The sequence below is a fragment of the Paraflavitalea sp. CAU 1676 genome, assembly GCF_029223285.1.
Lineage (GTDB): Bacteria > Bacteroidota > Bacteroidia > Chitinophagales > Chitinophagaceae > Paraflavitalea.
The window spans coordinates 970,544-994,567 of record NZ_JARHUJ010000002.1; the positions used below are offsets into that span (position 1 = coordinate 970,544).

Sequence of the window (24,024 nt, forward strand, 5' to 3'; positions counted from 1 at the left end):
ATGGAAACCCCTGCAACGACTACCCATTCAGACCTCGTATCGGTTATCATCCCTTGTTATAACCATGGCAAATACCTGGCAGATGCCATCGACAGTGTGTTGTCGCAACGGCACAAGCAGGTGGAAGTGATTGTGGTGGATGATGGCTCAACGGATAGCACCAAAGCAGTGGTAGCGGAGCGATACGGGCATGTAGACGCCGTGAAATACATCTATCAATCCAACCAGGGCTTATCGGCAGCCCGCAATACCGGCATTGCCCACAGCACCGGCCATTATTTTGTGTTTCTCGATGCGGACGACTGGCTGGTCGATGACCATGCATTATCTACCAACCTTTCTTATATCCGGCAAAACAGCGCGGCAGGATTTGTATCCGGCGGGCACGTGATCCTCAACGAGCTGCAGGGCTACCGCGAGCAAAGGAATGAAGCCATTGAAGGCAATAATTACCAGGAGTTCCTGCAGCGCAATTACATCGGCATGCATGCCACCGTGATGTACCAGCGATGGGTATTTGATGAGTTTCACTTCGACACCTCGCTGCGGGCATCGGAAGATTACGACATGTACCTGCAGGTGGCCCGCAAACACCCGGTCATTCATCATCCCCAAACCATTGCCGTGTATCGTTTTCACGACTCGAACATGTCGGGCAACGTGTATAAGATGCTGAAGTATACCTTACTGGTATTGCGGCGGCAAAAGCAGGCACTCCGCAATGCGGAAGAAAAGAAATGCCTGAACCGGGGTATCCATACCTGGAAAAGTTATTACAGCATGGAGTTGCTGAAGACACTACCGCACAAACCTACCTGGCCCCTCACCAAAACCATGATCAAAGAGCATTCCATAGCATTCCGCTACCAGACAAAACCCTATTATGAATACATTAAACAGAAACTTTTTATGGGCTTAGAAAAAACGAGCAAGCGGTTCCGGTCGATCGTGAAAATCAATTCACCGGCTTTTGTGCGGCAGTGGTTCCATAAGAATGGCGTGCCTCAAAGCGACGCACCTCCACCTGGAAAAGTACAGATGGGCGACTTCAATCGAACAACCCCTTTTGGTACCGATTTCGGGTACGACCGTGGGGGGCCGGTAGACCGTTATTACATCGAAACATTCCTGGAAAACCAAGCAGATAAAGTAAAGGGCAGGGTGCTTGAGATCGGCGACAATGAATACACACTACGCTTTGGCAGCAAACGGGTACAGAAGAGCGATATCCTCCATATCGACGATACCAATCCCAAGGCAACGTTTGTCGGCGACCTGAGCCAGGCACCCCAATTGCCCGATAACAGCTTCGACTGTATCATCCTTACGCAAACCCTGCACCTGATCTATCACGCAAAGGATGCCCTCGAAACCTGCTATCGTATCCTGAAGCCGGGCGGCACTTTATTGCTGACCGTACCGGGCATCAGCCATATTCATCATGGCGAATGGGGCCAGTACTGGATGTGGTCTTTTACGAGTGCTTCTATCGACAGGATGCTGGGAGAAGTATTCGGAAAAGGAGCCTACGAGGTACAAACCCATGGTAATGTACTGGTCGCTACGGCCTTTTTGTATGCGATGGGGTTGCCTGAACTGACGAAGGAGCAACTGTCCTATACCGATCCCCAATACCAGGTGATCATTACCGCAACAGCCACTAAACCCGTTTAAGATGGTGCCGAGCAAATGGGTACGTCAAATCAAACGCTTCTTCGAGCCGAAGGCAATCGTATTGATGTACCACCGGGTGGCCGACCTGCCCGCAGACCCCTGGCAACTCGCTGTGCAGCCCAATCACTTTGAGCAGCAACTGAAGGTACTGCACAAGAAGTTCAAGGTAATACCGGTGCAGGAGCTGGTGACGCAGCTCAATAGCCGAACGGTGCAGTCCAGTACGGTCTGCATCACTTTTGATGACGGGTACAGCGACAATTTCGTGTATGCAAAACCTTTACTGGAGAAATACGCCTGTCCGGCCACCTTCTTTATTGCCTCGCAGTACATAGATCGTAAGCAATTGTTCTGGTGGGATGAGCTGCAGCATATCCTGCTGGACTCTCCGGAGCTGCCGGAGAACATCCAGCTCAGTATTGATGGTACTACCTACAGCTATCACCTCGAAGCGGAGACCGTGCTGACCAAGCGACGGTCGATGCAGCAAAAGGCCTGGGTGGCGCCGGAGCATCCGCCCACCCGCCGTTGTGAATTGTACCTGCACCTGTGGGAGCGTCTGAGGCCCTTGCCGGATGCGGAGTTGCAGGACATGCTCGCGATGATCCGTACCTGGGCGCATTACCACATGAAGCCTGAAAAAATAAACTGGCCTATGACGCGTGCCCAGTTGCAGGGTATAGCGAAACATCCATTGTTCGACATTGGGCTGCATACAGTCACCCACCCGGCGCTGAGCTTTCATCCGGAAGATACCCAAAGCCGGGAGATACTGGACAACCGCGATTCGTTGAACAAGATCTGTCACCACCCATTGAACATGCTTACGTATCCTTATGGAGATTACAACGATGCTACGATCAGCGTCGTAAAAAAAGAACACCTGTCTGCGGCCTTCACCACCACAGAACAGGTTGTCACCAGGCGATCGGATCCTTATTGCCTGGGCAGGTTTCAGGTGAAGAACTGGGGCAGGCGCGAATTTGAAGCCCGGCTTTCGCAGTGGGCTAAATCCTTTTAAACTTACAAACATGGAGGCAACTCCCGTAGTAACCGTAATCACCGCTTTTCTCAATGAAGAGCGATTCCTGGAAGAGGCCATTGAAAGCGTGCTCGGCCAGCAGTTCGACAATTGGGAAATGATCCTGATCGATGACGGCTCTACGGATAACAGCACGGCCATTGCGCGGCGTTATGCCGCCCTTTATCCGGGAAAGATCATTTACACAGAGCATGAAGGGCATGCCAATAAATCCACTGCCGCCAGCCGTAATCTCGGCATTGCGAAGGCGCGGGGCGAACTGGTGGCTTTTCTCGATGCGGACGATGTGTGGAATCCGGCTAAATTAAGGATCCAGGTGAACATCATGCGCGACCATCCCGGAGCGGCGATGCTGCTGGAGGCCTCGGAATACTGGAACAGCTGGCAGAACACCGGCAAACAGGACATCGTAGTACAGGTGGGAAAAATCAGGGACCGGCTATTCCAGGCGCCGGCGCTGGCCGAAACATTGTATCCGTTGGTTCCCGTGGCGGCGCCTTGCCCATCGGCGATCATGGTACGCAGGGAGGCCCTGTTAAAACATGGCGGTTTCGAGGCAGGCTTTACCGGTAAATATCAGCTTTATGAAGACCAGGCATTCCTCATCAAATTCTACCTCAACGAGCCGGTTTATATTTCTTCTCAGTGCAACAACCGTTACCGGCAGCGCATCGGTTCCTGTGTTCAATGGGTGCGTAAAGAAGGAAGCTACCATGTAGTGAGAAAATATTTTCTGCAGTGGTTGCAGCAATATATGTTAAGCCATCATATCACCCACAAAAATGTGCAACGCCTTTTCAACCGTGCGCGGGAGGAATACAGTCGTCCGGTACTTCATTTTTTCCGAAAGGGATTGATGAAGGTGCAGCAAACCATCATGAAAGTATAGCTTATGCCATTGGAAATAAACTACCTTATCCTGGCCCACAAAGGTCCGCGGCAAATGGCCCGGATGTTCGAAAAACTCGAAACGGGCTGCTCGAACTTTTACATTCATATCGACAAGGATGTAGACATAGCGCCGTTCAAAAAGGAGCTGAACCACTATGCCAATGTCTATTTTTTGCAGGAGGAGCAGCGTGTCTCGGCCATCTGGGCCGATATAGGCATGGTGCAGGCCACCATCAATTGCATGCGGCAGGTAATAGCGCACCAGCGCACCGGCTATTGCGTGCTGATCAGCGGACAGGATTACCCCATCCGGAGCACCCAATACCGCAGTGAATTTCTGACGGCGCAGTATGGTATCAATTTTGTACAGGGACATCCGATACTGCCCGATGGCTGCCCGGAACTGGGTTCCCGGCGTATCAACCGGTATAAGGTCAACTTATCAAAATCCCGGAACGACCTGCTGGTGTTTCCGTCTATCTATGACAGGGAGTTTTACCGGAAATTCACCTTCAAATCATTCCTCACCCTGGCCAAAAGAAGGGATATCAAAGCCTGCCTGGAACTGATCCCCAAAACACTGCAGAAAAGGAAATTCCCCGCTTACCTGCAGCCCTTTTCAGGAAGTCAATGGTGGGCGCTGCCCATGGAGACCATTTACCTGATCGAGAATTTTATCCATGAACATCCTGACTACCTCAGTTATCACCAATATACCTTTGCGCCGGACGAGATCTTTTTCCAGAGTATTATCTATTCGCTGGTCAACAGCGACCTGATCCGGGAAGAGATCACTTATGTAAACTGGTCGCAAAATACCAACGGCCCCTTGTTACTGCAGGAGGAGCATTTTGAAGAGATCATTTGTCAGGGCGGCAACAATAAACTGTTTGCCCGGAAATTCGATATCGACCTTGATTCCAGGATCCTGGACCTGATTGACCGGGAAAGCCTGTAAACACATTCAAAATAACCTATCTCCCATGAATACTCTTATGAACCTGTTGATCCCCACTCAACGACGGGAAGATTTTCTGAAGATACTTCCCAGGCATTCGGTAGGGGCCGAACTCGGCGTTTTCAAAGGAGAGTTCTCCGAGCAGATCCTGAAGAAAGTAAAGCCCCGGGAATTTCATATGATCGATGTGTGGTGGCATACTTATGGTGATGTATTTCCCGACTGGGGAGCGTATACCGACTTTGGAAAACTCCGGACCCGGGACGCCTATGAACAGGCTAGCAAAACAGCGGCAAGGTTCAAAACGCAGACCGAGATACACGTGGGCGAGGACCTCGACATTCTACAGGGTTTTCCCGATCAGTACTTCGATTGGGTATATGTAGATTCTTCCCACGCCTATGAGCATACCTGTAAAGAACTATCGGTCATTGACCGAAAAATAAAACCGACCGGTATGATCACCGGTCACGACTGGCAGCCTGACCCCGCCCATATTCACCATGGCGTATACAAAGCGGTGCGGGAGTTCTGTGACCAGTTTCAATGGAAAATATTCTACCTCGACAGGCATACCCAATGGGCGTTGAAAAAAGCAACGCCCGGAGGTGATGCCCGATAACTCGCTTGTGTTTCATAGTTTAAACGGGATGATTAATTACCGGCTGGATGCCGGCGTGAAGGATGATGAGTAACCAAAAGGCCGGTAGGGATGCCGGCCTTTTTCTATTTAACCTGGTGAAACATTATCGTGGTGATACTTCCTCCAGCGAGGAAAATTGATTTCCGATTCGCACTTCATCATAGAATAATACCCGCTTGTCTTCCTGCGAATAAGAAGCCCATCCTTTCCAACCCCATTTGTAGATCCCTATTTTGAAATAGGGATAATACTTATCGTTGAAAGAATTGGGTCCCTGCATGCTGAGTACTTTTTCCTTGTTTTTCCAAACCTCCAATATGCCGTCCTCCTTCCAGGAGAAGCGGATATGGAACACCCAATCGTTCCATTGCTGTTTATCGACAGGTCCCAGGTCGATGACCTTTTCCCCATCTTTAGTGCTATTGCTATTCACGGGCGCAGCCGCCCACAACACCTTCACATAATATCGATCCTTTTGAATACCCATCGCGATGGGCGGGGATCGCCAGTTTTCGCCCAGGTCCCAATCGGGTATTTCATGCCATTGGGCAATATTCTCCGCCAGCTCATCGGGCCCAAAATCGGCCGGCAGGTAATTGCTGAAGCCATACCAGCGCTCGTTGTCGGTTTCACTGCCCTGGTGTATCTCTGCCCGCACATAGCCATCATAATTCAGCACATCAGTTTTAGCAAATTCAAATCGCGCAGACCCTCTGCCTTTACGCGCCACTTCACGCGAAATGACAAGGGCATCGGGCCGGCATATCTCTTTGGTCCATTTGTCGAAGTCGGCGGTAGTTTCGAAAGTAGATACCAGCAATAAACTACCGGCCGCCGGTCGATGACCGGCGCCGGCAGCTATTGTCTCCTTTTTACCGGAGGGCATTGATGCAAGCAACCATATCGCGATCATGACGAAACTGCGTAATACGACAATGATCATGTCATCTCCTTATAAGTTTTAATGCAGCCTTTCGGTCGCTGCTGGTGAGTTGTAACATATACACACCCGACTTCATCGCTTCCCGCGAAAAGTCCAGCGGCAGGGTTCTCCGGCCCCTTCGACCTGCTGCCGGCAAGATGCCTTTCTTCAACAACACGCCGGATGGTGATAGCAGATCATAAGACACCTGATCGCTCATGGTGGATGGCAGGGTTACATTGAACATACCATTCACAGAGGGGTTCGGATAAGCCCGCGGGAACCCTTGATTGAGCGCGTTGTCGACGCTATCCAGCGTATTGATGATGCCTGGTGTTGATAGTCCTGGTACTACGGTGAGCGCCGGATTCCGGTACACTTCGATCGCAGACAACGTCGGTTTGTTGACACCACCATCACTGAGCAGTGAACTGAATGTGATATTGAGGGTGCCATCCGTAATGGTCTTCGAGAAGACCTCTGCGGTTGCGTTGTTGGCGCCGGCCTTTTTGAAAATATCGAAATTGTCCTTGACCAGCACGCCTTCTATGAATATATCAAATACCCGGCTGCCAACCGTGTTGAAATTGACCTCGGCGAAATACAGGTTGACGGTATAACTGCCGCTGGAAACCGGGAATGCGTAGCTGAAACTACTATTCACCGCAGTGGTACTGCGTTGGTCCTGGAACATGGCATCGGCGCTGGTTCCACCGATGGGGTTGGTGCTGGTGACTGTAAAGCCCGGCACCGGAGAAAACAGGTTGTCGGCTGAAAAAGTGCCGATAGCATTAGTAACCTGTGGACCACCCGAATTGATGCGGTACACAAAACCAGGACTGGTAGAAGCCACCACGTTCACCGTAACCTGATCGCCCACACTGGCTGCCCCCAGGTTGTCGGTAACGATCAGCTGGAACACCGATACACCCTGGGTGAGACCTGTAATATTGGTAGTGGCACTGGAAGGCGTCGCGATGGTGCCGCTGCCGGAGATCTTGGTCCATGCATAGCCAGCCACGGTTCCGTCCGCATCGGTGCCCGAACCAATCAGGGTAGTTGTAGTAGCTGGCGCAGTAACTTCCTTATCGGCCCCTGCATTGGCTACCGGCGGTTGATTGCCCGTGCCGGAAGTAAGTATCTCGATCGCGGAGATCTTGGGCCTGTCTACACCGCCATCACTCAGTTGGGCACTGAAGAGAATGTTCAGCGTACCGTCCGATACGATCGCGTTGAAGGTTTCCGTGGTAGCGGTGAAAGCACCTACCTTTTTGAAGATATCATAGTTATCGAGCACCTTGACTCCTTCCAGGCTTACATCGAACAGGCGGTTGCCGACGGCTGTCCAGTATAGCTCTGCAAAATGCAGCTTGACCGTATACGTGCCGTTGGCGACCGGGAAGGCATAACTAAACGTACCGTTATCGGTGGAGCTGCTCCGTTCTGTCTGGTAGATGGCATCGTCGGTAGTACCGGCAATGGCATTGGTGACGGAATAAGTAAAGCCGGGTGACGGCGCGAAGTAATTATCGGCTGCAAAGGTGCCAATGGAATTGGTAACCTGCGGGCCACCCGCATTGATGCGGTACACAACACCAGGGCCGGTAGCCGGGTTGACGGTAACCGTAACCTGGTCGGCCACACTATTGGCGCCCAGGTTGTCGGTAACGATCAATTGGAATACCGATACCCCTTGCGTGAGCCCGGTGATATTGGTAGTAGCGCTCGTGGGTGACTCGATATTGCCGCTGCCGGATACCTTCGTCCAGGTATAACCAGTCACGGTTCCGTCCCCATCCGTGCCACTACCGGTTAAGGTAGTGCTGGTGGCGGGCAGGGTAACCACCTTATCGGCGCCTGCGTTGGCGACCGGTGGCTGATTGGCGGATCCGGTGCTGAGTATCTCGATGGCCGAGATCTTTGGCCGGTCGGCTCCACCATCACTCAACAGTGCACTGAAGAGGATATTGAGGGTACCATCGGTAACATTCAAATTAAACGTTTCGGTAGTGGCATTGAAAGCGCCTGCTTTTTGGAAGATATCATAGTTATCCAGCACCTTGGTGCCTTCGATGCTCACATCGAACAGGCGGTTGCCTGGCGCCGACCAGTAGATCTCGGCAAAATGCAATACCACGGTGTACGCACCATTGCTTACCGGGAAGGCATAACTGAAGGTGCCATTATCGGTAGCCGAGCTGCGCTCGGTTTGGTACAACGCATCGTTGGTGGTGCCGCCAATGGCATTGGTAACTGAATAAGTATAGCCGGGCGATGGAGAGAAGTAGTTATCGGCGGCAAAAGTGCCAATAGTAGTACTAAGCTGCGGACCGCCGGCATTGATGCGGTATACAGGCGTAGTGGTACCCGGCGGGTTCACTGTAATGGTTACCTGGTCGGCTGTGCTTGTTGCGCCGAGGTTGTCAGTAACCACCAGCTGGAATACGGAGGAACCCTGCGCCAGCCCGGTAATAGTGGTAGTGGCACTGGAAGGAGTGGTGATGGAGCCACTGCCCGACAGTTTAGTCCAGGCATAGCTAACCACTGTACCATCGGCATCTGTGCCACTACCGGTGAGGGTTACGTTGTTGGCAGGCGCAACGATCGTTTGGTCAGGTCCTGCGTTGGCGACCGGCGGCGAATTGGATGGCGATGCATCGTTGACACCAGAAGCCCACAGTATAATCCGTTGTGCAAATATTTTATTTTCGACCTCACTCAGGTTAGTGCCTGATCCGCCATTCCAGAATGTGTTGCGGTCGAAGTAACCGAATACCCGTCCCTGCCCGATCTTGGCCACAGACATCGCCGCATCGGCCGGCGTGATTGCCCCATCGAGTGGGTTCAGGACTGCACAACACGACGGAATGAAGGCCAGGATGGTGGCTGGCAGGCTGGTGCGAACGGCACTTACCCCTTCAGCTTTGATGGTGACGCCGCCATTCTTATTGAACTTGTTGATATAATGATCCACATTCCATTGGTTAAGGGTAAGCGTGACTGTTCCGTTATCCCGCATGAACTGCATGCCGAACTGTTGCGTAAGGTCATTATCGCTCAATAAACCAGCGGTACTACTGAAACCTCCGTTCTGCGCGCCAAAGTCTCCATCGGACCAGGCCACGAGGCCGCCTCCTGCATTGACCCAGGTAGCAACGGCTGCCTGTTCTGCAGCGGTGAACCTACGGTTGTTGGAAGCGAGTATCAGTACCTTGTATTGGTTTAGCAGGGTAGCATTGAGGGTAACGCTGGCATCCAGCGCCTGAGACGGTACAAACCCAACTTCCTGCAGGGCCGTATTGAACTGCGACATGCCGGTGCTGGTAACGTCGGTAAGTTTCATATCAACTACTCCGGGCGGCATACTACCATAGAGGTACAGCACTTTCGGATTGGAGAGCGCTACGGTTACTGAAATATTCAGCGTAGCATTCGGATAACCGGGTGCCGTGGCCGTTACAACTGCCGTATAAGTGCCGGCGGCCAGGCTGGTCGCATTTACCGTGATCCTGATCTCGGTACCACCCAGCAGATCGATGTTGCCGGAAGTTGGTGTTACGGTGAGCCAGGCTGGTAACCCACTGGTGTTGATCGTAAAGGCGGGTGAGCCGCTGAGCGTCCAGAGCAGCACATCTTTATTAGTGGTGCTGCCAGTGGCTACAGAGAGGTTGAGGGACGTGGGCAGGAACCCGATCTTTAGATTGGGTATCCTGGTAATGCCTCTCTTACGGGTCGTTGTTTGCGGAGTGCAGCAATCATTCAAACCACCGTTCGATACGATCAGCTCGGTACCGATCACTTCTGCGGCCGGTCCGAAGAGGGTAACACCTGTTGGCAGGGGTACATCTTCGGTCCAGGTATCGGTGGCAGGATCGTACACGGTTACATTGGCGAGGATATTATTATCGGCTCCGCTGCGGCCGCCGATCAGGTACACTTTGCCTTCCAGCACGAAGGTGGCAGGCTCGCTGTGTGAACGTACATATGGCATGTCGTTCAACCGGGTCCAGGTATCGGTAGAAGGATCGTATACATGAACATACTTAACATCCTGGTAGGGACCATCGTGGCCAGTTTGCCCACCGAAGGTATAGATCTTCCCGGCTACGCAGGCGGAAGCGAAATGACAACGGGGGAGGGGGGCCGCTGCCGCGTTGATCCAGCCTGCAGCGGTATTGTTAAGGTCCAATACATAATGGGCAGTGGCGCCGGTTTGACGGTCTTCGAGTAAACCGCCAAAGGAATGCAGCTTCTTACCAACACGCACCAGTGCATTTCCTCCGCTCTTAGCCGGCAGGTTGGGCCCGGTACTCCAGGTATTGGTGGTGATATTGTAGATCTGCAGCAGGTTACTGTTGGGGTCGCCCACGAGGCCACCCAGGAAGCCACCGGATACATACACTTTGTCTCCATCCTGTGTAATACCTGCGTGCGTTACCGGGAATGGCATATCTGCGAGGTAAGTCCAGTTGTTGGCAACCGGATCGTATACTTCTACTTTAGGAGTGGTGTGTACCTGTGGATTATCGAAGCCGGAGAACACGTACATTTTATTGTTGTACATGATACTATACCCAACCCATTTGGGCGTATTGGAAGGGGCTACCGTGATCCAGGTGGTACTCGGCGGATCAGCCGTTACGTTGACAAAATCCCAACTGGCCGTGAAGGCCGGGCCGTCTGTTGAAGTAGCGATGATACCTACCGCTAATGCAGCAGCGCCCTGCAATACACTCAGCAACTGACCGCTTACGGTAACCGGCGTGCCCACGTTAACGGGTGTGCCGCCGTCCTTGGCATATTTAGCCTGTACGGTGCCGGTGAGCGGATTTACGGAGAGATAGAGATCGAGGGTAGAAACGCCTGTCATACCGCCAACGATACTATACTGGCTGGTTACCGGCACATCGCTGTTCTCGGTCACCACTTGTATGCCCGGCGAACTGCCATTGGCATTGAGCACGACCTTGAGGTAATTGCTTTGATCGCCGGTGCCGATAAAGATGCCCTGTGATTGTTTATTGACGGGGTTTTGGTTGTTGAAGAAAGGACCAGTGAGCCGTGCATTGACGGTAAAGGGACCGGTATTGGTATTGACCTTTACTCCAAACTGGAAGGCATATTGCTGGTTGTTCGTGGTGCCCAATGCATCGGTGGGCGGTACCGAAACAACAGACAGTACGCCTACAGCGCCTCCTGCGATGAGGTTGTTGGGATTGAAGGTATTGAGGTAATTGTTGTTGGGTTGCTTATTGCTCATGAGGCCGGTGAAACCGAGACCGAAGAATCCTGTTCCCGGATTGTTGTTCAGCAAAGGATAGTTGACCGGCAGGTTGGTGGACAATCCATTATTGGCGTCGATGGGGAAATAGTCGGTATTGTCGGCGATGCCATCATTGTCATCGTCAGTATCGTTGAGGTCCGACACCAGATCATGGTCATTGTCGTTGGGGCGGCTGGAAGCCGAGCACGGGCTGGTACCATTGTCTACTTCATCAGCGTTGGTATAGCCATCGGCATCATCATCCTGGTTATTGTACAGGCCGCTGCAGGTCACCATGTCCTGCGGTTCGAAGATGGTGATGGCATTGGACCCGTAAGTGGCGGCCCAAACAGTGCCGGGAAAAATATCGTTGTCGCCCTGCGCTGTAATGTCGAGGGGAATCGATCCAAAACCGGACGCGAAAGCTGTTTCCTGGTTGAGCTTATTGCTGGCTGATTTAGCATTAGTGACATCCGTACCCGCCGTATTGAAGGATATCTTCCAGATACTTCCTTCATATCCGCAGGCCAGGATACTTCCCTTGAGCACATTGTTGAAATTGGAGGCGGTATATTCTGCCAAGCCATTGGTGGAGTTGGCAAAGGTGAGTATAGCACCGGAAGCGCTGCTGCCCGGTGATAAGTAATCGCCTTCTACGGGATTGGCAACGGGCACCGGCGGCCAGTCGGCTGGCAGGGGATTGCCACCGGAAGTACTGGTGCGCCATACACCGGTGGTGCCATTGTGGGTAAAGAGCCCCGCACCGGATGGGTTGGCGCGGATAGGGGTGGGGTGCCCTCCGTAATAAGAGCCTGGCGTGTAGGTGGCCAGGTTACCGATATAATGTAAGTTATCGAGGTTGTTGACCTGTCCTTCATTGACGCCGGGGCCGGTAGAACCGGGCTCGCCCGGTACATAGTTATTGGTAGCATTACCGGCGGGACCTTCATTGGCCGGGTAACCGCCCCAGCCCTGGTTGGAACCGTTGTCGATGGTATAGATCCTGCCGGCTTTGCCGGGTGTTTTGGTGATGACCAGGTCATACGCATTGCGAAAGCCCGGTGAGAAGATCTTCACAGGTCCACCAGTTACGATCTTCGCCTGGTTCAAACCGTCATTACCCCCAAATGGGTCATTCACATCTTTACCAGCTGTGTTGGTACGGGTGGGGTCATCCACAGTAGGCAGGTCATATTTAAAAGCAGTGTTACCGCTTCCTTGTGTAGGCAGTGCGTTGATGGCGTTGAGGTTTATGGAAAGAATAGCGGCGGAAAGCGCATATTCATTGGTATAGGCGAAATTGATGGAAGGCGAGCCGGCATTGGTGATACCACCTACCGCCAGGTAGAGTGTATTGGTGGCATCATCGATCTGCATACCGTTGGTGGAGTGGTTCTCTTCCGACCGGGGCAGGCCCCGTACCAGGTCGGTCTTGACCCAGGCGGCACCGTTCCATACGAGCATGGAAAGGATCCCCGAATTGGTATCGAGGTTAAGGTCGCCTTCGGGCCCGCCGATGCGGCTATCGCTGGAGGTAACATAGATAATAGGTTGAGCAGCTGTACCTTTTACGAGGATACTGGTTACCTGCCGGGTATTGACCGATGGCGCCAGGGTTCCATCGTCGTTGTGATTGGGTATCTGGTTAATGTGGGTGATCGTCTCCGTGGCAGTAACGGCATAGTGGTTGGCTGATTGCCGAACGACGGTAAAGATCTTGATGATGCCGTTTTGCTGGGATACGTACAGGCGCCCATCGGGCCCAAATTGCAGAGAAGTAGGATTGGTGAGTGCCGCGCCAGCAAGGCCGCTGGGGGAAAAATTGAATTGGGCAGTAGTTTTCAGCGGAGAACAAATGATCGCCAGTAATACGGATAATACGAGCGACAATCCCATTCCTGAATGGTAGACATGTTTCATGAGGTCCTTTTTTTGTGGAGGTAAAAGGTAAAAACGTTAACAACAAGCTTGTGTCATTAACAGCCTACAGGAATAGTGAAAGATGAGGATGGACATCGGATCTAGTGCCGGGAAGTATCGATGGGATGAGTTCGATAAGCGTACAAATAAAAGTATACAAAATACAGGGTGTACAGATTGCCCAATTTTGCCCACAAGTGGGCACAAAAAAACCGGAACTTAACGTCCCGGCCTTTTGATCTTGCCAGATATACCTTACAATTTTAAATTACTGAGGAGAAACTTCATTGAGATTGGAATTTTTGTTACCAATTCTAACTTCATCATAATATAATACACGCTTGTTCTCGGGCGAGTAAGATGCCCAGCCATTCCAGCCCCACTTGTAGATACCGATCTTGAAGTAAGGATAGAACTTGTCATTGAAAGAGTTGGGACCATACTGGCTGTATACTTTCACTTTGTTCTTGAAGATCTCCAGGATACCATCGCTCTTGTAGGAGAACTTGATGTGAAATACCCAGTCGTTCCATTTCATTTTGTCAACCGGACCGAGGTCTACTTTCTTTTCACCATCTTTTGAATCGTTGGTGTTGACAGCAGCGGCAGCCCACAGGATCTGTACATAGTAGCGGCCGTTCTCGATACCGAATGAAATGGGCGGTGAGCGCCAGTTTTCGCCCAGGTCCCAATCGGGAACTTCATGCCATTGGGCGATCTTTTCTGCGAGCGGGTCAGTTACGAAATCGCCGGGCAGGTAGTTGCTGAAGCCAAACCACTTTTCCTGTTCAGCATCGCTGCTTTGGCGGATCTCCGCACGCACATACTTGTTGTAATTGATCACATCGTCCTTGGTGAATTCGAACCTGGCAGCGTACTTGCCTTTTCTGGCCGGTACTTCGCTGCTGATCTGCAGCGCTGAAGAGCGGCAGATCTCCTTAATCCATTTGTTGAAGTCGGACGCGTCTTCAAAAGAGGAATAAAGGGCCACGTTGGCACCAGTAGATGGTGCTGTGGGTGTGGTTGGAGTGGTTGGTGTGGTTGGATTGGTGGTAGTGGGAGGCACCGTTGTGGCCACCCCGCCCGACAATTCAAACCAATTGAAATTCCAACCTGCGGTCAGCGCAACAATGCGCAGGGTTTGTTTACCAGCTGGCAAGCTGATCGTTGCGCTACCTGTAGCGTAGATCTGACCGCCTGCTGTTACTGGCAATGTTACTGTTGCCAGAACGGTTCCGTCCGCTTTTTGAACCCGGAGCTTTCCGCCGGGGCCAGCAACCCTGAAACTGATCGTCTGGCTTCCGGCCGCGGCGGGCGTGATGGAATAATCCATCCAGTCATTGACGTGGATGTAGCCCACGTTTTTACCGCCTTCCCGGCAGTCTTCCGTTTGTACACCGCTCATGCCACTGTAGCTCTCAGCTTCAATGCGCATGGCTGCGACCCTGGCGGAAGTGGTAACAGCTTCGGTAGCTGTTGTAACCTCATTAGCTTGTGAAAGATCTGCTGTCGAATCAAGATCGTTTTTGGCACAAGACACGAATTGGATAGCTGCAGTAAGTCCTGCAAGGTACAAGAGACTTTTAGTTTTCATTATTGGATTACTTTTTTTTAATACATGTCCGTAAACATATATCTGGCGACGCACACAGTAACCAATGCTGTGCCAACACTGGATTTCGGCGGAAGAAACAATAACCGTGTAAGTTTTTCTTTTGCCCGAATACAATAAGCGTATATTCCTTTCAGATAGCCAGCAAAACCGCTATAGTACTGGCTTCTGGCTCATCTCTTAAATACAAGCAGATTATTAGACAGGCTAAGTAAATACCTATAAACCAAGGTATATCTCTGTATTGAATGGCTAGCCTCCACCTACAGGCAGCTACAGATATGCTGCAGGATCACGATATACAAAACTCAGTATACAATTAAAAGTACTCTACCGGTCGAGTAGAATATCAGGCCTGCGAGATACCTGTCGGGCATGGTTTCCATGAGTTTCATTCATCATAGGTTGCATCATGAAGTCGTTTGAGAAACGTACAGGTACTATCCATTGTTATTAGTTGCAGCGGACATTTTTTTAACCCGGCACGACATGCATGGTGAAGATTATAGGGAGAATTAGCTGTATCAGACATTTTCGGGCGAACGCCTTTTCAACGCTAGCTGTATCCGACACGCTGCCGGATACAGTGTATCACCCAATAGCTCATTTGAGGTACGACTTGTATTACCCTGTAAATCATCTGTTTCTAAAATGGGTATAATCACTCTTTTTTATCTCGGTATAAGCACCGAATTTTTAACGCTCGAAAAGGCCACACTGCATCCGGTGAAGAGCATTCGACGGTGGTAAAAGATTTGTGTAGTTTTAACACTTCCAACACAATAATCACATTGTATGAACCGGTACTTTTTTACGCTATGCGCTGCAATATCTTTCATTGCCTGTAATGATGTACAACAGGCAGACAAAACCACTCAGGCGGATAAGTCAGCGGCGGCCATAGGCTGCGCGACACCCGCCACGACCGATCAGGCATGGTACACATCCGGCAAGAAAGCGCCACTTTTCAAAGACCTCGGGGGGATACATTTTAATATCACCACGGCAAGTAAGGAAGCACAACAATATTTCAATCAGGGCATGATGCTGGCCTATGGCTTCAACCATGCGGAAGCCGCCCGGTCGTTCTATGAAGCCACCCGGCTCGACAGTACCTGCGCCATGGCCTTTTGGGGATACGCCTATGTACTGGGGCCGAACTATAATGGAGGTATGGAAGCAGACAATTATCAACGGGCCTATGCAGCAGCCGTAAAAGCGAAATCCCTCTCACAAACTTGTACACCGAAAGAGAAAGCACTCATCGATGCTTTGAGTACCCGGTACACACAAGAACCACCGGCCGACCGCAAGCCGCTGGATATTGCCTATTCAGCTGCCATGAAAAAAGTGTATGATCAATTCTCTTCGGACCCCGATGTCGGCGCTTTGTATGGTGAGTCGCTGATGGACCTGCATCCCTGGGACCTCTACGACAAGCAAACCAAAAAACCGAGAGCCTGGACACCGGAGCTCGTGGCCGTGCTGGAGCACCTGATGAAGTCAAACCCCAAACATCCGGGCGCTCATCACTTTTACATCCATGCATTGGAGACCTCGGCCACGCCCGAAAAGGCATTGCCCAGTGCGGCCCTGCTGGATACGATGGTGCGCGGATCGGGCCACCTGGTACATATGCCTTCTCATATTTATATCAATACCGGTGATTATCATCTGGGTTCTATCTCGAACCTGCGGGCCGTGGAAGCAGACAGTATATATACTACAGCCTGCCATGCCCAGGGCGCCTACCCGCTGGCCTATTACCCGCACAACTACCATTTCCTCGCTGCCACGGCCGCGCTGGAAGGCAATTCCAAACTGGCCTGGATGGCAGCCAGGAAACTGCAGCAGCATACAGCTACCGCCATTATGGAAGAACCGGGCTGGGGTACCCTGCAACACTATTACACGATTCCGTATTATGTAGCCGTCAAGTTTGCGCTTTGGGATACGATCTTAGCGCTCAAGGTAGTGCCCGGGAAAAACCTGGTATACCCGCAGGCCATCGAACATTACGCAAGGGGCATGGCTTATCTCGGCAAGCAGGATCTGGCCAATGCCCAACAGGAGGCCAACAAACTAAAGACGCTGGCTGCCGATACCACCCTGCAGCAACTGACCATCTGGGGTATCAATACCACCGCCGACCTGGTGCAGATCGCGCAAAAAGTTCTTTCGGCAGAAATAGCCGCCCGGCAAAATCAACTGGATGCTGCCATCGCTTTACTAAACGAGGCCGTTAAGATAGAAGACCACCTCAACTACAATGAGCCGCCCGACTGGTTCTTCTCTGTGCGTCATCACCTGGGCGCCATTTTACTAAAAGCCGGTAAAGCCAAAGAGGCCGAGCAGGTATACCGCCAGGACCTGCTGACCTGGAAGAAAAATGGCTGGGCTTTGATCGGTTTGTACAATGCGTTGGCAGCACAGCAAAACAACAGGGAAGCGGCAAAAGCAAAAGCAGCTTTTGATGAATCGTGGAAGTGGGCAGATGTGAAGATCAGCGCCTCAACTGGTTTGGCTCAATAAGCGTGGTCTTGTAAGTCTGGCTTTGCTGCATGCCAACCGTACGCTGCTGAATTTTTATATTTGCGGTGCTACATCAGTTGGTATTATGAACAGCAAGCTGGAAAACTATTATGCAAGCAAGCCCGAACCTTACCAGGGTTGCCTGCTGGCTTTACGCCAGTTGATCGAACAGGTACATCCTGCCATCGTTCATGAGCGGAAATTTCAGATCCCTTTCTTTACCTATAAGAACTACAAGCTGGGCTATTTGTGGCTCAACCGGAAGAAACTGATGGTGGGCTTTTGCCTGGACAAAAGGCTACTGACCTGGCCGGATGGGGTAAAAGCAAAAGACCAGTACGAGTCGATGGAGATCGATCCGGATGCGGATCTGCCGGTAGAATTGATCCTGCAAAACATACAGGGACGTCTGCAACGCATTGACCATGCGATCGCCGGTGGTACATTTTAAGCACACCGTCGGTGGTTATTTGGGTTCACCCAACAGCTTCGCCGCCTCCAGGTCTTTTAATATCCATTCAATGGCAGACTGCGTAACGCGGCCGGCTATTTTGCCTTTATTCATTTTGAACAGCCATTCCAGTACACCACTGCCGATGCGGCCAGTTAGCTTCTTGAACCAGTTGCTGCGATAGTATTTGCTCATCCAGGCTGCCGTAAGCGGATGTTCGGGACCCGCTACATTGTTGTTCATCTTTTTATACGTAAGGTCGAGCATCAGCTTCACCCTTGCCTCCATCTTATCCTTCAGGGCAAAGAGTTTTGCCGCATCGTATTGCGGCCATTGCGGTACGCTGCGGTCGAACGGGTTGCGCTCCTTACCGCCTGCCCACTTTTCCTTCAGCATATACAGATCGGGGACGATGGGCAGGTAAATGCTGCCATCTTTACCCGGCCGCTTGAACAGGTTGACCATGTCATCGGTCCAGCTGGCATGGATAGGGTGTACAATCCCTTTTGCTTTGTTGTATTCTAGGGTGAAATAGGTGCGGTAGAAGTTGCGGGCATTATCGCGCCCGAGGAAGAAATCGTGGTGTCGGAAAGCAATATCGAGAAAGCCACTAAAAGCCATCGCGGCGCCGCAGGCGATGGGGTGGTGCTCGTCGTCGTTCCGTTTTTTCCATCTCACCGGGAATATTTCCCCGCGGTAATACTCTGACGAATAGGCGTCCAGCATTTCGGCTCTTTTCACCTTTGACTGATCATACAGGGTTCCTATAATAGCCGGCACCACGGAGAACAGGTCGTCGGGGTGTTTATAAGGTTCACCCGAGGGAACATCGGGAAAAGGATCGATCATGATCAACGCATAGTCATAATCTTTATCGGCTTCCTTTTTACCATAGCGGCTTTTTAAGATGGCCAGCACTTCGCCAAAGGGTTCGTTGTTGATGGCCCCGCCATCAACACTGACAAACGGGTAGGAGGCGGGAAAATCATCGGGCCAATCGATCACCGGCACTTCTGCCGCAGGTATATCGCTCAGCCTGTTGAAAGCGATCTTCGTAGTGATATGTTTCAGGTAGTCAGCAGACAGTTCATCTTTAAAGAACTCCCGGTATTTGAGTCCCACAGGGAATGCACCGGTGGCCATGGTGGCCAGCTTCATAGCAGCGGCGCCTTTACCGAAGGGATCCAGCGGGAGGTATTTGCCCTTATCCCTTGCGTCGTCGTAGTCGAGCTTGAAATGCGACACGGTAAAATGCTCAAAGGTGCTGTGCTCCGGGCTTTTCCGGTTACGGCGGTGCTGACCGCCCGGCGTCGTAAAATCGACCGCCAGCGGAATGCTCCGGATCATGGTGTGCGACAGCACCAGCTCGAGGTTGTTGGCAATAAACGGAAACCTGGATGGTCCTTGCGCCTGGCCGGGTTTAAATGCGTTATCGCAGATAGCGTCTATAAAATCGGAATTGAGCAATGACTGGATCTTTTCTTTGCCCTCGAGATCGGAGGTGCTCAATGTTTTCTCCAACACGCCTGGCTGCCCCGGCTGATCGCCCATGAGCACCCAGCTATCGTACATGACATTGTTCTTTGGCTGGTCTTTTTGTCCGGGATCGCTGACGGGATTCAACTTGCCCTGCAGGGCATAGATGGCAGACATCATGGTCGTCATGCCGCCGGCAGAGGTTCCGCCCATGGCATCGATGATCACCTGGTGCTGCGGCACCATGGCCAGCATAGCGGCATCCCAGCCGGCGGGCAACTTTCCATTTTTTGCCTCTTCCCAGAGATAAAGGATCTCGAAAAGGTAATCCATGGCGCCTGCGGTATAGCAGCCGGCAGAAGCTGCGCCGGCCATGGTGAGGCCAATATGAAAGGTAGCTCCGTTATGGGTAGTCTGCGGCATGCGGTATCATTAAGTGGTGAATAGAAGCAATATGAATGTAAATTCAATTCACCAGCCGGATACCCGTTAAAACACCTTATTTGGGACTTGGGGTGGGGTTGACAAGCGGGTCGTTACAGCAACCCCTGAACGCGGGAATAGGTTGCAATAGGGGGAAAGCAGCGGCACTCCGGACGCAGTGACTATTGGCCAGCCTGCTGCTGCAATGATCGTTGGGTAATGTATTGCATGAGTTGTGTGGCGCTGTTGAGTGCCGGGCTGGCCATGGGCTCACTAAACAGTACGTCCAGCGGGCCTTCGCCGAAATACAATCCATCCGATACCAGGAAACTGATGCGGCAATTACCCCTGGAGGGCTGAGGGCGCCGGGGTTTATCCCATGGCCCGATCTGCTGTACGATTTGCCCGCTTTTTGCAAACAGGGCGCTCGTGATCTCATTGGCGGTGGCGTCATCTCTTGTTTCCCAAATGAGGATCTTTCCGGTATGGTTGATGTACCGGGCAGTACCATCGACGAAGGAGGCCAGTACATCCAGGCCGTTGTCAAGACCAACTTCAACGATCACGGCAAAGAGTTCCTTCTTTCCCGGCTGGTGGCCGGCGGCCAGCAGTTTGTTGGCGGCCAGAACTTTTAACCTTGGGTCGGCCTGGGTATCGTCGAGTATCTTTTGCAGATCGTTCGGAGCGGTCGTTTCAGTAAACAGCACATCGAATGGATAGTTCCAGGGCGGCTGCGTATTGGCCTTGAACAGTTCCAGGCTGTCACAGAACAACAGGTTGTAGATAAGATTGGGGGCCTGATCCCGGTAAGGATGGTGCACGGTTAGTGATGCTCCTGGCTGGGGATCAGCTGACTTTTTAAAGAAGTTGAAGAGGCCCATGGTCGGCAGAGTTGGAATTGATTTAATACTTTAATCAATTACCCTGGTTTGTAAAATCGTTAAAGACTTCAGATAGGAGAGTAATTGGAGGTCAATATACAAAATCCCCGATCATTCTACCAGTACATAACTTAATAGAACAACCGGTAACCAGAAAAGAAGTCAATGCACTACGAAATTAAATATTCCGGTAGGACAGAAGGCTCACTGCAACTTATTTATTACATTTCGATAGAAGGATAACTTAAATATTTACTACCGATAATTCTTCACGGCAGGATTGTAAGCAGGAGCGTAGCCCGGCACAAATCCCGGATTATAAGAAGGCGAATAACCATTATTAAAGCGGTTATTCCGGCCAACACCGATGCTTCCGGAGATGGAGAATGTGCGGTCATCATTGACGTATAGGAGACCCATGCGGGCGGCCGTATAAACGCCGAAGTTATTGGCATTCATGAAACCGTTATTCTTGGTACCGCCGGGCTGGTAGAAAGCGCTGTTGTAATGCAGAAAGGTGGGAGCCACTTCAAGACCTGCAAAGGCATACAGGTTATTCGTCAACTGACGATTTAGTTGCAGCCCCACGGGCGCAGACAAATAACTGGCACTGCCGCCCCTAAAGGCAATGAATCCCGTAGACAATCCACCGAATTTGGTTAGCGACCATTTCTTTTGAAGGCTGTTCGAGTCGGTCTCCCGGCTAAAATGCGGGAAAGCAGACTGCCCGCCATACATACCCCCAAAGGATAGGGGTGCCTGGCTCATGGCAGCCACAGACAACACAACCATCGCGGCAAAAAGGATTATCCGTTTCATCACCATGAAGATAACCTACTTTTTCAATTATCAGGCGCTGGATCCAATATTTCGGGGTTGTGCCACCAGCCGGGCCATCGTCTTAACAATTTGTTGACCAATTGGCCGGGAAAACGGCCGTTTCATGCACCTAAATAACCGGCGCCGGCAGGGCTTTACCCCCTCCCGTCAGCGCACCTGGAACCTGAACTCACCGGCTCCCAGCGAACCATCGTCGCCCATCCCCTCAGCGATGCCTATAAAGCCAGCCCGGATATCGGAACAATAAAAACGGATGGTCGCTTCGCCCTTTTCGTCGGTAACGACCAGCGGTGACCAATACAACGAATTTCGCATGTCCGGAATATTCTTGTCTTCCTTCCGGTAATCGGGCGAAATATAGGACCGGGTTTGATAAAAGCCCCTCGTCATGATCATCTTAAATTTCTTGAGCAGGTCTTCTTCCGTATAGACAGGATAATGATAGGCCTGCCTGCGTACATCCTGCGTTGTGATACGAAAAGGATGCGTGCTTACCTGGCTTCGCCGGGGCTCCACGAGTTCGGAATAGGTTACCCCTTCCACAGGCTTTTTGCCACTGCCGCAGGCCGGACAATTCAACATACCGCATTGCCCCACAAAATCAGTATTACCTTCAAACTTTGCAATGCTGTCGAGGTACCCAAGGTACCGATCTCCAAAGGCCCTGCCCGCTGCTTTCACCACCACCTCCTGCAGCAAATTACCATACTGAAGCCCGTTGCTGCTGTCAACACCCGGCCGGTCGCTTACCATCGTACTCTTTTCGGCGGTATAGATGACCGGCTTATCCGATTGCTCTATGGCAGCTATCGCTTCAAACGGATCGGATACCTTGATAACATGCTCCTTCTCCGCAAAATGCCTGAGGTAAAATCGCCGGCCTGTCCACAGGTGATCGGGCGTGAGGCAGAACCTGCCATTGCTATCGGCCAGCACTACCTGCGTATTTGTTTTATTGTGATTGAATACCATGAGCGACTGGGCCACCCGTTGTTTATCATTTTTGTATACCGGCGCCACCATCGCCTCCAGGCTATCCGACAATACCGGCTTGCCATGCCCCCGTGCACCGTAATACCGTTGAAAGCCGGCCGTTTGCAACAACAGGTCAAGGCCAACAGCCCGATCGGCGTTGCTGCTATCGAAATACCAGGCAGGATCAGCGAGGTTGCCGGCAAGCTGGGTGGACAATTGATAATGATTCAGGATATCCTTCCCGTTCTTTCTGTCTGCAAATAATTGATCAAACACGCGCAAACTTACCATACCCCGCACCGGCCTTCCGTCGCTATCCGTTGTTTTGATCCTGATTGTCACCTCCTCTTTCTGGGCATACACGTCCTTTACCTCACTAAACCGGAAATTCAGCCGCTTTGCCGGCTGAATAAAAGCCAGACGTTTCGCCAATACCTGCAGTTGCTCATTGTACAGCGATACTACCGCCACTCCTGCAGGTATTTCAGCCACGGGCACCCTGATCACGATACTATCTTTCAAAACACCTGTCGCTATGGCCTGCAACATGCCACGGCTTTGAATGCTCAGCAGTACCGTTTGCGCAGGAAGGCCATTGGCCAACACCTTCAGCCAAATGCTGTCGCGGCTATTCTTTTCGATCCGCATCAGCAAGCCCTTTGGTACAACTACCGGCAACCGGAAAACACTGTCCGGCGCCCCATCGATCGCCACGGAGTAGCGAACCTTTGCTTCCGGTTTAAAAGTGAACTGACCCATGCCCGCATGCAAAGTGCCGAAACGCAATAAGGGGGTTCCATCTTTCAATAAAGTGCCCTGTACATCCAGTGGTTGTCCATTTGCATCTGTCGCAATAAAAGCTATAGAATTGTTGATCCCTTCTACCAGTTCACCGGCTTCTGGTTTCATACTCCATCGTATACCTGCAGACGCGTGAAAAGGCAGGGAAGCTACCAATTGGCCGTATCGTTTAATGGACCTGGGAGCTTTTACCACCTCTACCGGAGTGGCGGCCAAAAAATAAGGCAGTCCCGCAAAAAAGGAATGCGCCGTATATACTTTGAGAAAGTATTTTCCTTCGTTGAGTGTATGCGGCAAATAGACATGGCCGGCAGCTATACCATCGGCTATTGCGTAAAGCTCTTTCCACATGACACTATCATCTGCCTGCCGCACCAGCTGGAGATAAAGTATCTTATCCTGAACGGAAAGTGCCGGCATGCCGGCATCCAATACAAACGCATGAAACCAACAATCTTCCCCCGCCACATAGATATCCTTATTGGAACGGAGGTAAACGGTTGTTGCCGGATGATGGGAACTTTCGGCCTGCAGCTGACTGGCCAGCTTTTCAATGAGTGCCCGGTCCTGTTGCGAGAAGGAATCAAAGGAAAAGGTCAGGAGCCCAATCAGGAGGAATGCAATCGACTTCATGCTATTTTTTACGTTGACACTGACAGATCACTTTTCGCAATCTAAGAATAATGCCGGTAATAAAGCTCTCTAAATATGATAGACTAA

The 24,024-nt window shown here is 51.5% G+C and carries 14 protein-coding genes; 7 read left to right on the top strand and 7 right to left on the bottom strand.

Annotated elements, in window-relative coordinates; all coding sequences use genetic code 11:
* From P2H89_RS08520 to P2H89_RS08540, 5 genes are read left to right on the top strand one after another with little or no spacing between them, the layout of a single operon-like run.
* Positions 1-1,674 carry a glycosyltransferase gene (locus P2H89_RS08520; protein ID WP_275826220.1) on the top strand — a complete coding sequence of 558 codons (1,674 nt, stop codon included), beginning with the start codon at positions 1-3 and terminating at the stop codon, positions 1,672-1,674.
* Between the two features lies 1 nt (position 1,675).
* Positions 1,676-2,695 (top strand): polysaccharide deacetylase family protein, encoded by a 1,020-nt coding sequence (locus P2H89_RS08525; protein ID WP_275826221.1) that lies wholly within the window; start codon positions 1,676-1,678, stop codon positions 2,693-2,695.
* Positions 2,696-2,705: 10 nt separating this feature from the next.
* Positions 2,706-3,605 (top strand): glycosyltransferase family A protein, encoded by a 900-nt coding sequence (locus tag P2H89_RS08530; protein ID WP_275826223.1) that lies wholly within the window; start codon positions 2,706-2,708, stop codon positions 3,603-3,605.
* A gap of 3 nt (positions 3,606-3,608) precedes the next feature.
* A complete protein-coding gene (locus P2H89_RS08535) occupies positions 3,609-4,565 on the top strand; it encodes a beta-1,6-N-acetylglucosaminyltransferase (protein ID WP_275826224.1) in 957 nt (318 codons plus the stop codon).
* A 25-nt stretch (positions 4,566-4,590) separates the two neighbouring features.
* Positions 4,591-5,187: a class I SAM-dependent methyltransferase gene (locus P2H89_RS08540; RefSeq protein WP_275826225.1), complete on the top strand. Its 597-nt coding sequence runs from the start codon at positions 4,591-4,593 to the stop codon at positions 5,185-5,187.
* A 124-nt stretch (positions 5,188-5,311) separates the two neighbouring features.
* On the opposite strand, the gene P2H89_RS08545 is transcribed toward P2H89_RS08540, so the two are convergent.
* From P2H89_RS08545 to P2H89_RS08555, 3 genes are all read right to left on the bottom strand, one after another.
* On the bottom strand, positions 5,312-6,151 hold the full coding sequence (locus P2H89_RS08545; protein ID WP_275826226.1) for a polysaccharide lyase: 840 nt from the start codon (positions 6,149-6,151) through the stop codon (positions 5,312-5,314).
* 1 nt (position 6,152) lies between these two features.
* Positions 6,153-13,313, bottom strand: coding sequence for a malectin domain-containing carbohydrate-binding protein (locus P2H89_RS08550; protein ID WP_275826227.1), 7,161 nt, complete (start codon positions 13,311-13,313; stop codon positions 6,153-6,155).
* A 268-nt stretch (positions 13,314-13,581) separates the two neighbouring features.
* Positions 13,582-14,907 carry a heparin lyase I family protein gene (locus tag P2H89_RS08555; RefSeq protein ID WP_275826229.1) on the bottom strand — a complete coding sequence of 442 codons (1,326 nt, stop codon included), beginning with the start codon at positions 14,905-14,907 and terminating at the stop codon, positions 13,582-13,584.
* Between the two features lie 813 nt (positions 14,908-15,720).
* On the opposite strand from P2H89_RS08555, the gene P2H89_RS08560 reads away from it, so the two are divergent.
* Complete coding sequence (locus tag P2H89_RS08560) at positions 15,721-17,457, top strand: hypothetical protein (RefSeq protein ID WP_275826231.1); 1,737 nt, start codon at positions 15,721-15,723, stop codon at positions 17,455-17,457.
* A gap of 85 nt (positions 17,458-17,542) precedes the next feature.
* A complete protein-coding gene (locus P2H89_RS08565) occupies positions 17,543-17,908 on the top strand; it encodes a DUF1801 domain-containing protein (protein WP_275826233.1) in 366 nt (121 codons plus the stop codon).
* 15 nt (positions 17,909-17,923) lie between these two features.
* On the opposite strand, the gene P2H89_RS08570 is transcribed toward P2H89_RS08565, so the two are convergent.
* From P2H89_RS08570 to P2H89_RS08585, 4 genes are all read right to left on the bottom strand, one after another.
* Positions 17,924-19,807 carry a hypothetical protein gene (locus P2H89_RS08570; protein ID WP_275826235.1) on the bottom strand — a complete coding sequence of 628 codons (1,884 nt, stop codon included), beginning with the start codon at positions 19,805-19,807 and terminating at the stop codon, positions 17,924-17,926.
* A 182-nt stretch (positions 19,808-19,989) separates the two neighbouring features.
* A complete protein-coding gene (locus tag P2H89_RS08575; RefSeq protein WP_275826237.1) occupies positions 19,990-20,688 on the bottom strand; it encodes a hypothetical protein in 699 nt (232 codons plus the stop codon).
* 255 nt (positions 20,689-20,943) lie between these two features.
* Positions 20,944-21,507, bottom strand: coding sequence for a hypothetical protein (locus P2H89_RS08580; protein WP_275826239.1), 564 nt, complete (start codon positions 21,505-21,507; stop codon positions 20,944-20,946).
* Between the two features lie 168 nt (positions 21,508-21,675).
* Positions 21,676-23,937, bottom strand: a complete 2,262-nt coding sequence (locus P2H89_RS08585; protein ID WP_275826240.1) for a hypothetical protein — start codon at positions 23,935-23,937, stop codon at positions 21,676-21,678.
* Positions 23,938-24,024 lie beyond the last annotated feature (87 nt).

Bases quoted from the DNA above. Each gene is read 5' to 3' on its own strand.
- P2H89_RS08520 (WP_275826220.1), top strand. From the start codon at position 1: ATGGAAACCCCTGCAACGACTACCCATTCAGACCTCGTATCGGTTATC.
- P2H89_RS08525 (WP_275826221.1), top strand. From the start codon at position 1,676: ATGGTGCCGAGCAAATGGGTACGTCAAATCAAACGCTTCTTCGAGCCG.
- P2H89_RS08530 (WP_275826223.1), top strand. From the start codon at position 2,706: ATGGAGGCAACTCCCGTAGTAACCGTAATCACCGCTTTTCTCAATGAA.
- P2H89_RS08535 (WP_275826224.1), top strand. From the start codon at position 3,609: ATGCCATTGGAAATAAACTACCTTATCCTGGCCCACAAAGGTCCGCGG.
- P2H89_RS08540 (WP_275826225.1), top strand. From the start codon at position 4,591: ATGAATACTCTTATGAACCTGTTGATCCCCACTCAACGACGGGAAGAT.
- P2H89_RS08545 (WP_275826226.1), bottom strand. From the start codon at position 6,151: ATGATCATTGTCGTATTACGCAGTTTCGTCATGATCGCGATATGGTTG.
- P2H89_RS08550 (WP_275826227.1), bottom strand. From the start codon at position 13,313: ATGAAACATGTCTACCATTCAGGAATGGGATTGTCGCTCGTATTATCC.
- P2H89_RS08555 (WP_275826229.1), bottom strand. From the start codon at position 14,907: ATGAAAACTAAAAGTCTCTTGTACCTTGCAGGACTTACTGCAGCTATC.
- P2H89_RS08560 (WP_275826231.1), top strand. From the start codon at position 15,721: ATGAACCGGTACTTTTTTACGCTATGCGCTGCAATATCTTTCATTGCC.
- P2H89_RS08565 (WP_275826233.1), top strand. From the start codon at position 17,543: ATGAACAGCAAGCTGGAAAACTATTATGCAAGCAAGCCCGAACCTTAC.
- P2H89_RS08570 (WP_275826235.1), bottom strand. From the start codon at position 19,807: ATGCCGCAGACTACCCATAACGGAGCTACCTTTCATATTGGCCTCACC.
- P2H89_RS08575 (WP_275826237.1), bottom strand. From the start codon at position 20,688: ATGGGCCTCTTCAACTTCTTTAAAAAGTCAGCTGATCCCCAGCCAGGA.
- P2H89_RS08580 (WP_275826239.1), bottom strand. From the start codon at position 21,507: ATGAAACGGATAATCCTTTTTGCCGCGATGGTTGTGTTGTCTGTGGCT.
- P2H89_RS08585 (WP_275826240.1), bottom strand. From the start codon at position 23,937: ATGAAGTCGATTGCATTCCTCCTGATTGGGCTCCTGACCTTTTCCTTT.